Source organism: Streptomyces sp. Je 1-369, assembly GCF_026810505.1.
Classification (GTDB): domain Bacteria; phylum Actinomycetota; class Actinomycetes; order Streptomycetales; family Streptomycetaceae; genus Streptomyces.
On sequence record NZ_CP101750.1, the window covers coordinates 8,555,671 to 8,568,306 of the forward strand.

The 12,636-nt window shown below is 72.5% G+C and carries 12 protein-coding genes; 7 read left to right on the plus strand and 5 right to left on the minus strand.

The window, feature by feature from the left end:
• Positions 1-61: 61 nt before the first annotated feature.
• The gene (locus tag NOO62_RS37895; RefSeq protein WP_268775965.1) at positions 62-2,005 is read left to right on the plus strand and encodes an ABC transporter ATP-binding protein; all 1,944 of its coding nucleotides are present in this window, start codon (positions 62-64) and stop codon (positions 2,003-2,005) included.
• A gap of 190 nt (positions 2,006-2,195) precedes the next feature.
• Positions 2,196-3,008 (plus strand): maleylpyruvate isomerase family mycothiol-dependent enzyme, encoded by an 813-nt coding sequence (locus NOO62_RS37900; RefSeq protein ID WP_268775322.1) that lies wholly within the window; start codon positions 2,196-2,198, stop codon positions 3,006-3,008.
• A gap of 25 nt (positions 3,009-3,033) precedes the next feature.
• On the opposite strand, the gene NOO62_RS37905 is transcribed toward NOO62_RS37900, so the two are convergent.
• Positions 3,034-3,681, minus strand: coding sequence for an NADPH-dependent FMN reductase (locus tag NOO62_RS37905; protein WP_268775323.1), 648 nt, complete (start codon positions 3,679-3,681; stop codon positions 3,034-3,036).
• A 251-nt stretch (positions 3,682-3,932) separates the two neighbouring features.
• Here NOO62_RS37905 and NOO62_RS37910 point away from each other — a divergent pair, with 251 nt between their 5' ends.
• Together NOO62_RS37910 and NOO62_RS37915 are read left to right on the plus strand one after the other, a co-directional pair.
• On the plus strand, positions 3,933-4,793 hold the full coding sequence (locus NOO62_RS37910) for an ABC transporter substrate-binding protein (RefSeq protein WP_268775324.1): 861 nt from the start codon (positions 3,933-3,935) through the stop codon (positions 4,791-4,793).
• A 26-nt stretch (positions 4,794-4,819) separates the two neighbouring features.
• Positions 4,820-5,155 carry a DUF952 domain-containing protein gene (locus tag NOO62_RS37915; RefSeq protein ID WP_268775325.1) on the plus strand — a complete coding sequence of 112 codons (336 nt, stop codon included), beginning with the start codon at positions 4,820-4,822 and terminating at the stop codon, positions 5,153-5,155.
• 42 nt (positions 5,156-5,197) lie between these two features.
• Here the strand turns inward: NOO62_RS37915 and NOO62_RS37920 are convergent, their stop codons facing one another.
• The gene (locus tag NOO62_RS37920) at positions 5,198-5,794 is read right to left on the minus strand and encodes a CGNR zinc finger domain-containing protein (RefSeq protein ID WP_268775326.1); all 597 of its coding nucleotides are present in this window, start codon (positions 5,792-5,794) and stop codon (positions 5,198-5,200) included.
• 55 nt (positions 5,795-5,849) lie between these two features.
• Between NOO62_RS37920 and NOO62_RS37925 the strand changes: the two genes are divergently transcribed.
• Positions 5,850-6,236, plus strand: coding sequence for a PPOX class F420-dependent oxidoreductase (locus NOO62_RS37925; RefSeq protein ID WP_268775327.1), 387 nt, complete (start codon positions 5,850-5,852; stop codon positions 6,234-6,236).
• On the opposite strand, the gene NOO62_RS37930 is transcribed toward NOO62_RS37925, so the two are convergent.
• Positions 6,220-7,263 (minus strand): tetratricopeptide repeat protein, encoded by a 1,044-nt coding sequence (locus NOO62_RS37930; protein WP_268775328.1) that lies wholly within the window; start codon positions 7,261-7,263, stop codon positions 6,220-6,222. The genes NOO62_RS37925 and NOO62_RS37930 overlap by 17 nt on opposite strands.
• Positions 7,264-7,373: 110 nt before the next feature.
• The gene (locus NOO62_RS37935) at positions 7,374-8,483 is read right to left on the minus strand and encodes a hypothetical protein (RefSeq protein ID WP_414930958.1); all 1,110 of its coding nucleotides are present in this window, start codon (positions 8,481-8,483) and stop codon (positions 7,374-7,376) included.
• A 184-nt stretch (positions 8,484-8,667) separates the two neighbouring features.
• Between NOO62_RS37935 and NOO62_RS37940 the strand changes: the two genes are divergently transcribed.
• Positions 8,668-10,635 (plus strand): M13 family metallopeptidase, encoded by a 1,968-nt coding sequence (locus NOO62_RS37940; protein WP_268775329.1) that lies wholly within the window; start codon positions 8,668-8,670, stop codon positions 10,633-10,635.
• A gap of 24 nt (positions 10,636-10,659) precedes the next feature.
• Here NOO62_RS37940 and NOO62_RS37945 read toward each other — a convergent pair whose 3' ends face one another.
• Entirely contained in the window at positions 10,660-11,505 is an 846-nt protein-coding gene (locus NOO62_RS37945; RefSeq protein WP_268775330.1) for an alpha/beta fold hydrolase, read from the minus strand.
• 189 nt (positions 11,506-11,694) lie between these two features.
• On the opposite strand from NOO62_RS37945, the gene NOO62_RS37950 reads away from it, so the two are divergent.
• The gene (locus tag NOO62_RS37950; protein WP_268775331.1) at positions 11,695-12,633 is read left to right on the plus strand and encodes a VOC family protein; all 939 of its coding nucleotides are present in this window, start codon (positions 11,695-11,697) and stop codon (positions 12,631-12,633) included.
• The last annotated feature ends 3 nt before the right edge of the window (positions 12,634-12,636 follow it).

Genomic DNA, 12,636 nt, shown 5'->3' on the forward strand with positions numbered 1-12,636 from the left:
AACACCACCCGCGAATACCGGGTTCCCGGCGCCGGCCCCGACCCCGGAGAAGCCCGCACGGCTGCCCGCGAAAGAGACCTGGCGCGCCCTGTACCGCCACTTCCGCCCGCACCGCGGCGCCGTCGCGCTGGGCGCCTTCCTGACGCTGATCGGCTCCGTGACCGGTCTCGCCCAGCCCCTCGCGGCCAAGTCGCTCGTGGACCGGCTCGGCAGCGACGACTCCATCACCGGCATCCTCGTCCTCCTCACGGCGCTGGTCGTGCTCGGCACCGCGATCGAGTCCGTCGGAGCGTACGTACTGGAGCGCACCGCCGAGTCCGTGGTCCTTGCCGCCCGACGCACCCTCATCGGGCGGCTGCTGCGCCTGCGCCTCGGGGAGGTGGAGCGGACCCAGCCGGGCGACCTGATGTCACGCGTCACCTCGGACACGACGCTGCTGCGGGCCGTGACGACCCAGTCCGTGGTCTCCGCGGCCTCCGGAGGCCTCACCTTCGTCGCGACGATCGTGATGATGGGGCTGATGGACCCGGTGCTGCTCGGCGTCACGCTCGGCGTGATCGTGCTGATCGGCGGCGCGGTCTCCGTCGTCATGCCGAAGATCGCGCGGTCGACGCAGCGTGCGCAGGAGGCGGTGGGGACGATCTCCACGGCGCTGGAGCGGGCGTTCGGCGCCTTCCGTACGCTGAAGGCCTCCGGCGCCGAAGAGCGCGAGTCGGCCGCGGTGGAGGCGGCCGCGCAGGAGGCGTGGCGGCACGGCGTACGGTCGGCGAAGTGGCAGTCGGTGGCGTGGAGTTCGGTCGGCCTCGCGGTGCAGGTGTCGTTCCTCGCGGTGCTCGGCATCGGCGGCGCGCGGGTCGCCTCGGGCGCGATCTCCGTCTCGACGCTGGTGGCGTTCCTGCTCTTCCTCTTCTATCTGATCGACCCGGTGTCGCGCCTGGTCGAGGCGGCATCGCAGTACCAGGTGGGGTCGGCGGCGATCGCACGGATCGTACAGGCGGAACGCCTGGAGACGGAGCGGACGGAACGGACCGAGAGCGGGACGGTGGACGGGGCGCGACGCACCGCGCCGACAACACCCGCCGCGACCGCCGCCACCGCCGCGTCCGTCACCTTCGACGACGTGACCTTCCGCTACCGCGACGACCTTCCGTACGTCCATCACGGCGTGACCTTCGACGTGCCGGGCCCGGGGATGACGGCGTTCGTCGGGCCGTCGGGCGCGGGCAAGACGACCGTGTTCGGCCTGATCGAGCGGTTCTACGAGGTGACGGGCGGCCGGGTCCTGGTCGACGGCGAGGACGTACGGGAGTGGCCGCTGGCCGAACTGCGGGCCACGATCGGATACGTGGAGCAGGACGCGCCCGTACTCGCGGGCACCCTGCGCGAGAACCTCCTCTTCGCGGCGCCGCACGCCACGGACTCCGAGATACGGGACGTCCTGGTGCGCGCCCGGCTCGACGCGGTGGTCGAGCGGTTGCCCGAGGGCCTGGACACGGTCGTCGGCCACCGGGGCTCCAAGCTGTCGGGCGGCGAGCGACAGCGGGTGGCGATCGCCAGGGCGCTGCTGCGGAAGCCGCGCCTGCTGCTGCTCGACGAGGCCACCTCGCAGCTGGACGCGGTCAACGAACTGGCGCTGAGGGACGTGGTGGCCGAGGTGTCCCGCGAGGTCACGGTCCTGGTGGTGGCCCACCGCCTGTCGACGGTGACGCTCGCGGACCGGATCGTGGTGATGGACGCGGGGAAGGTACGAGCGGTGGGTACGCATGGGGAACTCGTGGCGGCGGATCCGTTGTACGGGGAACTGGCGGCGACACAGTTTCTGGCGACGTCGGCAGGCCCGGCGGTGCCGACTGGCTCGGCGACATCGGCAAGCCCGGCCGTGCCGAGGGGTCCGGCAGCGTCCGTGCGTCCGGCGGCACCGGGCGACGCAACGGTGCCGACCAGCGCAGCGGCCGCCTCGGCTTCAGCGACCGGGACCTCCTCGACCTCGGCGAACCCCACATGACCGACCGAGCGACACCCTCCCCACAGTCGACACCCCCGACACCCCCGACACCCCCGACACCCCCGACACCCCCGACACCCCCGACACCCCCGCACCCCGCACCCCCCCCCCGCCCCCCGCCCCCTCGCCCGTCCTCACGAGCCCTTGGTTCGTGCCCAGCACGTTGCGGTCCGTGGTCTACCGTGACGCCATGACGCGTCCGAGCCTCCACGCGGTCCACGACCGCTACGCCGACCGAATCGTCGACCAGACCGCCCAGTTGACCTCGACCATCACCGGCGCGGATGCCACCGCGCCCGTGCCGGGCTGCCCCGGCTGGACCCTCGCTCACCTCCTGCGCCACGTGGGCGGCGCGCACCGCTGGGCCGAGACGGTGGTCCGGACCCGGGCCACCGGACCCGTGCCGGACGAGCAGGTCAACCTCGTCACACCCGAAGCGGACGACGACGTCCCGGCGCTGTCCGCCTGGCTCACCGAAGGCGCCGTACAGTTCGCGGAGACGCTGCGCGAGGCGGGGCCCGAGGTGCGCGTGTGGACCGTCGCGCCCGGCGGCACGCCCCTTTTCTGGGCCCGCCGCATGACGTACGAGACGGTTGTCCACCGCTTCGACGCGACCGCGGCGGTCGGCGGAACGTACACCCTCGACGCGGACGTCGCCCTCGACGGCCTCGAAGAGTGGCTGGAGTTCAGCACGCTGCCCCAGGCCTACGAATCGGAGGCCGCGATGTACGCGCTCCTGCGCCCGGACCACACCCTCCACTTCCACGCCACGGACGCCCCCGCAGGGACGGGGGAGTGGCTGATCGACCTCACCGGAGCCCCGATCACCGTCTCGCACGCCCACAAGAAGGCGACCACCGCCGTACGCGGCCCGCTCACCGACCTCCTGCTCCTCCTCTACCGACGCCGCACCCCAACGCCCGCCGACGGCATCGAAGTCCTCGGCGACGAGGCGCTGTTCGCCGACTGGGTGCGGGGCGCGGGACACTGGTTGCGAAGGTGACGCCAAGTCAGGTCCGGGCGCTGACTCAGGCGGCGTACGGGCGTACCGTCTTGCCGTCGCGCAACGTCCGGCCCCACCACGTGAGCTGGTCGAGCATCGTCTTGGCCGCGGTCTCGGGGCCGGTCGGGTCGAGCGGCTCGCCGGACGCGTCGAAGCAGCTGCGCGCGCCGTGGAAGCTCACGGTGTCGCGCACCGTCACCGCGTGGAGCTCCGCGAAGACCTGCCGCAGGTGTTCGACGGCGCGCAGGCCGCCCGACAGGCCCCCGTAGCTGACGAAACCCACTGGCTTGGCGCGCCACTCCGTGTAGTGCCAGTCGAGCGCGGTCTTCAGCGGGGCGGGGAAGCTGTGGTTGTACTCGGGGGTGACGATGACGAACGCGTCCGCCGCGTCGATGCGCGCCGCGACGTCGGTGACCTCCGGACCCGGGCGCCCGGACAGCCCCTCGGGGAGGCGCGCCTCGGCCAGGTCGATCACGTCGACGTCCAGATCGTGGCGGTGCGCGGTCTGGCGCAGGAACCAGGCCGTGACGGTCGGCGCGAAGCGGCCCTCCCGCGTGCTGGCGACGACGACGGCCAACTTGAGGGTGGCCCCGCCCTCGAAAGGACCGTCCCCGGCCAGTCCCCTTCCGACCCGTCCGCCCCTGACGGCTCGCTGCGTGTCGTGCATGCTCATGATTGCCTCCCCGGCTCGGTACTTGCTTGCTTGCTCGCTCGCCAGCTCGCGCTGACACCGACGACGCTACGAATCCGCACCCCGCCCCCGCATCTGTCGCACGACCGGGACCGGTACCTGCGTGAGGCCTAGGCCCACCGGCGGAGCGAGGGGACCGACCCGTGTACGCCGGGGTGCGCCCGGGCAGGTAGCAGCGGGACGGCCACGGCAGGACCGGTCGCGGCGCGGGACGACAGGAGGAATCGGAGATCATGGCACAACGAGCGGGCGGCAACTGGGAGTTCACCGACGACAGGGACCACCTGGTGAGAGCCGCACGCCGCCCGTCCCGGCTCGTCGCCTACGTACCGACCGGCGCGGCCCTGCACGACCACGGCATACGGCCCGTCGGCATCTTCGGTTCCGCGCACGACGACCCGGCCCTGCCCGACCCGGCCAAGACGGGCAGCCTCCCCCTCACCGCCCTTCCCTACTTCGGAGCGGGTCCCGCACTCGACCTCGACGCCCTCCTCGCCGCCCGGCCCGACCTGGTCGTGGCGCTGACCTACGGCGGCGGCCAGGTCTACGGCATCGACCCGGAGGCCGCCAAGCACCTGGAGGAGCAGGTCCCGCTCGTCGTGCTCGACGTCGGCGGCGGCCGCAGCCTCACCGGGATCAGGGACCGGCTCACCGCCCTGGCGCGCAGCCTGGGCGCCGCTCCGGACTCGGCTGCGGACGCTGAACTCACCGCCGCCGAGCGCCGGTTGACCGCCGCCGCAGGCCCCGTACGGCCGCGTGTGCTCGCCCTCTCCCCGGCAGGACCCGACTCCGTCCACCTGGCGAGGCCCTACGCGTGGCCCGACCTCGCCGCCCTCGCCGGGTTCGGCGTCGGCCTCGTGGACCCCGCGCCGGGGCAGGGCGCGAACTGGGCCACGACGACCTGGGCCGAGGCGGCCGCACTGGAACCCGACCTCGTCCTCACCGACGTACGAGGCAACGCGGCGCCCCTGGGGGACGCCCTCGGGCCGCACGTCCCCACCCTCTCCTGGAACCCCGAACTGCCCCCGAGCGCACGGGAACACGCACGCTTCCACACCGCGGTCGCCGAGGCGCTGGAGGCCGTACGGCCATAGTTCCGGGCACCGCATACCGTTGCTCCATGACACGACTGCTGCACCTCACCGAGCGCGCCCTGTGGGACGCCGCGAGGCGAACCGGGACGTACGAGATGTCGACCCGCGGCAAGACGCTGGGCGAGGTGGGCTTCATCCACTGCTCGCTGCCCGAGCAGCTGCCGGGGGTCGCCGCGTTCCTCTACGGGGGGTACGAGGGGCCCGACGAGCTGGTGGTCCTCGGTATCGACAGCGAACGGCTCACCGCGCCGGTGCGGTTCGAGGCGCCGCGGCCCGGGGGAGTGGAGTTCCCGCACATCTACGGGCCGTTGCCCGTGGACGCGGTGGTCGAGGTGTCCCCGTGGAGGACCGCTCCGGCGTGAACCGTCGATACTTCGGGGGAGGTCGAAGGCGACCCGGTGAACTCAGCTCTCCTCGGAGCGGCGCGCACGCAGCGTCCGTACCTTGTGGCGGTTGCCGCAGTGCTCCATCGAGCACCAGCGGCGCCGTCCGGGGCGCGAGGTGTCGACGTAGACCAGGGCGCAGTCCCCGGCCGAGCAGGTGCGGATGCGGTGCGCGAACGGTCCGGTCAGGAGGTCCACCGCGTCCCGCGCGACCGTGGCGAGCAGGCTGGTGCCGTCCGCGGGCCCGGCCCAGGCGCGCCCGCCGTCCGGCCCGACGGCGGGGACCAGCGGAGCGTGGGCCGCCGCCGCGTTGACGGCGGCGATGTCGGCCGGATCCGCGGGCTCGTCGTGGGCCCGCGCGGTCGCCACGCGGAACAGCGCGTCGCGCAGCCGCCGCGCGTCCGCCACCTCGGTGTCGGACACGTCGAGGACCGGGGTCGGTGTCAGTCGTGACCGCTCCGCCCAGGCGGTCAGGTCGCCGGGCGCGTGCAGCACCTCGTACCGCCGGAACTCACCCGGACCGCCGGTGGGGAGCAGCTCCAGGCAGAGCGCGCCGGGGTCGAACCGGTAGGTGGACCCGCTGTGGGAGCGCAGCACGAGGCCCGGGGACTCTTCCATGTAACCAATAATAGGGGTTACGTGGGTGGTGTGCGGCGCGTCCTAGACTCTCCGCATGCACGACACCCCGCTGGCACAGCTCAGCTCCGGAAAGTATCTGCTGGTCAGCACCTACCGGAAAGACGGCACCCTGGTGCCGACCCCCGTCTGGGTCGTCGAGGACGACGGCGCCCTCGGCATCTGGACGCCCGGCGAATCCTGGAAGGTGAAGCGGATCCGCAGGCGCGCGGACGTCATGGTCGGCCCGTGCGACCGGCGGGGCAGACCGACCGGCGAGCAGGTGCCCGCCACCGCCGAGATCTGCACGCCCGACGTCACCGCCCGCTATCGCACCCTCATCCTGCACAAGTACGGGGTGCCCGGCTTCCTCACGCTCTTCGGCAGCCGGATCCGCCGAGGTCTGAAGGGCACGGTCGGGGTGCGCATCACACTCTCGCGCTGAGAACCTGTCCGGCGGCGGGCGCCACCTCGGCCCGGAACGCGACCACCATGTCGCGAGCGTGCCGCAGTCCCATGCCGTCGAAGTCCGCCTCCAGGAGTTTCAGCTCGGCGAGCGTCGCCGCCCGGGGACGCCCGAGCCGCGCCCGGCACTTGGTGAGGCCCAGCCGGGACAGCGCGGTGCCGCGCGGCTCCCGCATCGCGGTGAACTCGTCGAGGGCGACGGCGTACGTCTCGCGAGCCGCCTCGTACCGCCCTGCGCGGTACAGGACGTTCCCGCGCATCTTGTGGTTGTAGGCGAGCGCGCTCGCCAGGTCCATGGCCCGGCACACGGCCTCCGCCTCGGAGAGCAGCGCCAGGGCGCGGTCCGGATCGCCCCGCAGGGACAGCACGTCGGCCACGCCCCGCAGCGACCAGGCGCGCCCCCGCGCGTCGTCCGCGTCGGTCGCGATCCGCACCGACTCCTCGAACAGCTCCAAGGCTTTCGCGTGATCGCCGCGGTTGCGGTGCATCTGCGCTATCCCGGTCATGGCCCACACCATGTGCCGCGCCTCGCCGTGCGCCCGGCCCTGTTCGAGCAGCTCCTCGTGGAGCGCGGCGACGGCCGCGTAATCCCCCTGGATGCGTCCCGTCTCGGCGAGACCCGCGAGCGCGTAGCCGTGCGCGAGCCGGTCACCGCTGCCCGAGGCCAGCTCCACGGAGTGGGCGAGCAGCCGCCGCGCGAGCCGCAGCGCCCCGCACTGCCGCGCGAGGGTGCCGCCGCTCCACAGCGCCCACGCCATGGCGCCCTCGTCCCCCGCGGCGCGGGCGCTGCGGTAGCTCTGCCGCCAGGCGGCGCCCGCGTCGTCGACCCGGCCGAGCCGCCTGCTCGCCTCCGCGAGCGCCAGCGCCGCGCGCGCCCGCTCGGCGGCGCCACCCGCCCGGGACAGCGCACGGCCCGCCGACGCGCGCACGTCCTCGTACGAGGAGTTCACGCTCAGCTCCGAGCCCAGCTCGCCCTGGTACTCCGGGGCGAATGCCTTGACGTACATGGATGCGACGCCTTTCGATCGTCCGGTAAAACGGCATGATCAAAAAGCTATGAGCAGGGCCTGGGGTGGCGAATCCCTCCAGGTACGGGTCCTCGCGTACGACTCGAGTGCTACGGGCGGGGGGCCTGGTCAGACTCGGGACGTACGGTCGCGGTCCGGAGAGCGGTGATGCACGCGCCGATGGCCTGCTGGAGGTCCTCGAGGCGCTTGACCATGTCGTCCTCGTAGATGTCGTCGATGTCATCGACGTCGTCGAACGTCAGCTCCTCGAAGACCTTCGTGGCCTTCTGCAGGCTGCTGTAGAACTTCGCGCGCCGCTCCTGCACCCGCAGCTCCGGGTTGCTCTGGACGGTCTGCGCCACGAGGTCGCGCACGGTGTCGTACGCCTCGCGCGCCCACTCGCCGGACTCCTCGCCCTCGTCCAGCTCGTCGATGAGCGACAGGTGGCGCTCGGCCTCCTCGCGCAGCTCGGCCGGGGCGTCGATCATCTGCCCGGCAGGAGTCTTTACCTGGCCCTTCTCGACGATCTGGCGGACGTAGTCGACGCGGTCACCGGCCTTGGACTCGGCGGCCACGGCCTTCTTGAGGTCGTCGGTGCGGACGATGTCGCGGACCAGCTCGGTGCGGAGCGCCGGGTCCTCGTCGAGGCGGTCCATCAGGGCCTTGCGGGCCGCCTCCGCGGTCCCGGGGTCGGCGAGGATCGCCGCACGCAGCGCGGTGGGGTTCTCCGCGACCTCCAGGGCCTTGGTGGGGCGGATGCCCTCGGCCTCGGCGGCCTCCGTGATCGCCTCGCCGCGCTGGGTGAGGGCGCTGGAGCGTGCGCTGTAGTACGACAACCAGACGTCGGCGTCCGGCAGTTCGACGTCCATGCCGGGGGAGAGCGCCTCGAAGTGCGGGACCATCCCGTCGTCGGCGGCCTTGTCCCACGCCTTGTAGTAGCGCATGACGCGGTCGGCCGAGCAGCCCGCGAGCTCCGCGAACTCCTTGGCGGAGATCTTCGGCGTCTCGCCCGCGCTCTGCCCGCCGGGCCGCACGCTGCGGGCGACCTTGAGACCGAAGGCCCAGCCGCCGGTGCGCGCGTAGACCCCGAAGTCGCGGGCGTCCTCGGCGATCAGGGCGGCCGTGTCGGCGGTGGCCTCGGCGGACGCGGCGTCTTCCTGGGACGGGACGGCCTCCTGGGACGGGACGTCTTCCTGGGACGGAACGATGGCTACGGTCACAGAGGTGCTCCTGGGTGTCACAGGCGTACGAAGGTTGACGCGATACTTTATCGCTCCTATTGAGATGTTTTGCGCGCGAGTTGGCGTACCGCGGGGCCGCCCGGGAGCAGCTCGCTGTTCGCTCCGCGCCGAACGGCCCCCGCGGCCCGTCGTGCCGGGGGGACCCCTCGCATAGGCTGCCCGGATGAGCATTCTGGATGACGCCCGCCCGGGCATGAACCCCGAGATCCGGCCGCAGGACGATCTCTTCGGCCACGTCAACGGCGTCTGGCTGGACACCGCAAGGATTCCCGACGACCGCTCCAGCTGGGGCCCCTTCGTGGAGCTGGCCGACACCGCGGAGCAACAGGTCAAGACGATCATCCAGGAACTGGCCGAGGAGGTCTCGGCAGGCCGGGGCGAGGTCTCCGAGGACGCCCGGAAGATCGCCGCGCTGTACGCCTCCTTCATGGACGAGGAGACCATCGCCGCCCGCGGCCTCGCCCCGGCTCAGCCGCTGCTCGACGAGGCCGCGGCCGTGTCGGACACCCGGGAGCTCGCGGCCTTCATCGGCCGCTTCGAGCGGATCGGCGGCTCCGGCCTCTTCGGCGCGTACGTCGACACGGACGACCGCGACTCCGACCGCTACCTCTTCAACATCCTCCAGGGCGGACTCGGCCTCCCCGACGAGTCGTACTACCGCGAGGACAAGTTCACCGAGATCCGCGAGAAGTACGTCGCGTACCTCACCGAGCTCCTCACCCTCGGCAAGCACGCCGACCCGGCGACCGCCGCGCGGACCGTCCTCGCCGTGGAGACGAAGCTCGCCGCGGGCCACTGGGAGCGCGCCGAGACCCGCGACGTCCTCAAGACGTACAACCTCACCACCGCCGACGAGCTCACCGCGCTGGCTCCGGAGTTCGACTGGCACGGCTACGCCACCGCGCTCGGTGGCTCGGACGCCACCATCGCGGAGACCTGCGTCCGCCAGCCGTCCTACCTCACCCACCTCTCCACGCTCCTCGTCGAGGTGCCGATCGAGCAGTGGCGGGACTGGCTGCTCACGCGCGTGCTGCGTGCCTGCTCGCCGTACCTCACGGACGAGTTCGTGCGGAACAACTTCGAGTTCTACGGCCGCACCCTCAACGGCACCCCGGAGATGCGGGCCCGCTGGAAGCGCGCGGTCGCGTTCGTGGAGGGCTCCATCGGCGAGGCCGTCGGCAAGCAGTACGTCGCGCGGCACTTCCCGCCGGCCTCCAAGGCCAAGATGGACGACCTCGTCGCCCACCTCCTCGAGGCCTACCGGCAGTCGATCGCCCGCCTCGACTGGATGACCGACGACACGAAGGAGCGCGCGTACGACAAGCTCGCGACCTTCCGCCCGAAGATCGGCTACCCGGACACCTTCCGCGACTACTCCGCGCTGCAGGTCTCGCCCGACGACCTCCTCGGCAACGCGCAGGCGGCGGCCGCGTTCGAGTCCGACCGGGAGCTCGGCAAGATCGGGTCGCCGGTCGACCGCGACGAGTGGTTCATGCTGCCGCAGACGGTCAACGCGTACTACAACCCGGGCACCAACGAGATCTGCTTCCCCGCGGGCATCCTGCAGAAGCCGTTCTTCTCGCCCGACGCCGACCCGGCGGAGAACTACGGCGGCATCGGCGCGGTCATCGGCCACGAGATCGGCCACGGCTTCGACGACCAGGGCGCGCAGTACGACGGCGCGGGCAACCTCAACGACTGGTGGACCGCCGACGACAAGACCGCGTTCGAGGCGAAGTCGAAGGCGCTCGTCAAGCAGTACGACGCCTTCTCGCCCCGCAACCTCCCCGGCGAGTTCGTCAACGGCTCCCTCACCGTCGGCGAGAACATCGGCGACCTCGGCGGCCTCACCATCGGCCACACCGCCTACCTCATCGCCCTCGACGGGGCGCCGATGCCCGAGAGCGACGGCATGACGGGGTCGCAGCGGCTCTTCAAGAACTGGGCGTACTGCTGGCGGACCAAGCGCCGCAAGGAGCAGGAGCAGCAGTACCTGACGATCGACCCGCATTCGCCGCCGGAGTTCCGCGCCAACATCGTCCGCAACCTCGACGAGTTCCACGAGGCGTTCGGCACGGCGGAGGGCGACGGGCTGTGGCTGGACCCGTCGGAGCGCGTACGGATCTGGTGAGGCACGCCCTTCTCGCGGGTTCCCTCAGCTGAGGAACGGCCCGGTCGCCGCCACGAACGCGGCCGGGTCGTCCAGCCAGGGGAAGTGCGCGGCGCCGGACTGCACCACCAGTCCGGCGCCCGGGAACAGCCCCGCGAGCTCGGCCATCGCGGGCGGCGGCGAGTTCAGGTCGGCCTCCCCGGCGAGCACCAGCACCGGGCACCCCAGCCGTGCGAGCGCGGCCCGCGTGCCCTCCGGGTCGTAGGCGCCATCGGCCCCGAACACGGCGGCCGCCTCGTCGTTGCGCTGCCCGTCCTCGGCGGCCCGATGGGTCTGTGCCGCCTCGTCCCAGCGGCCATAGGCGAACGGCGCGATGGCCTCGAAGGCCTCGGCCGTCGCCCGGCCGCCCACGATCGCCTCCAGGGCGGCGAAGGCCACCGGAAACCACGGCTCGTTCCGGCGCAGCAGCGCAGTCTCGCGCCGTACGGAGCCGTCGATGGCGATGCCGACGGCCAGCACACTCGGCGTGATCAGCGCCAGCCTGCCGACGCGCTCCGGATGACGGGCCGCGTAGAGCACCGCGAGATTGGTTCCGGCGGAGTGCGCCAGCAGATCCAGCGTCTCCAGACCGAGGTGTACGCGCAGCGCCTCCACGTCGGCCACGAGACGGTCGCAGCGGTACGAGGAGCGGTCCTCCGGTACGGCGGAGCGGCCGGTGCCGCGCAGCTCAAGCATGAGCAGCGGCCGCCGCGCGGCAAGACCCCCGAGGTCACCGAGGTACGCGGAATCCTGCATCGGGCCGCCCGGCAGACAGATCACGGGGGTGCCCCCGCCGCCCCCGACGACGCGGTAGGCGAGCTCGGTTCCGTCAGGCGCGGCAAAGGTGGGCATGGCCGTGACCATGTCAGCAGCGTGGACCCGGAGCAATCGAATTACCGGGCCTTTCGAGCCACCCGACGCAGGGCCTAAGTCCCACAGGTCCGTGCGGAAGGTCCCGGTACGCGAGCTTCCGTTTGCGGAACCACACGCGGGACGGCACATACCGGGTGAGAAGAGAGCGCTGTGCAAAGGGACATCGACATGGACAGAGACCGGGAGCGGCGGGCCCGGAGCGAGGCACCGGCTCCGAGCGCGCACGGCCGGGACAGGACGGCTCGACGCGTCTGGACCCGCGACGGTTCGGCGCGCAGGGCCGGAGGCACCCGCCTGATCCCGACCGGCGCCCGCAAGCCGGCCACGTCCGGTGGCAGCCTGCCGCCGACCCTCGGGAAGGCGCGCGGCGCACCCTGCTGGCTGAGCCTTGCCTCGCGGGACATCCGGGCCGCCGAGGAGTTCTACAGCCGGGTGCTCGGCTGGTGCCACGTGCCGCTGCTCGGCTCGCCGCGCCGGCCGCGGTCCCTCGCCCTGCAGAGCGGCAGGCCGGTCGGCACGCTCAGCGAGACCGCGTCGGACCTGGGCATCTACGCGGGCTGGATGCCGTACTTCGCCGTCGACGACGTGGACGTCACGGTGGCCAGGCTCCATGAGCGCGGCGCGACCGTGGCGGTCGGCCCGCTGGCGACGAGTGCCGGACGCGTCGTGGTGGCGGCGGGCCCCGACGACGCCGTGTTCGGACTGCGCGAGCAGGCTCCCGACGAGCACTGGACGGTGGGCGAGGGACCGGTCGCCCGGCTCGAACTCCTCACGCGGGACATCTTCGCCGCGGCCCTCTTCTACGGGGGCGCGCTCGGCTGGGCGGACTCCTCCTGCGACTGCTGCGAGGTGGAGTACGCCGACGGGCGGATCCTGGTCCGCGACGGGCTGCGCACCGTCGCCGCGCTGCGGGACGGCACCCCGCCGGGCTTCGAGGGCCGGCACCGCTGGCACGCGTGCTTCCGCGTGCCCGACGTCGACTCCGCCGCCGCTGCCGCGGTGGGCTGGGGCGGCCGGGTGATCACCCCGCCACAGGGGCCGGCGCACCGGCGCGAGGCCGTCCTCGCAGACCGCGAAGGCATCCCGTTCACGGTGGTGGCGAGCTGAGTC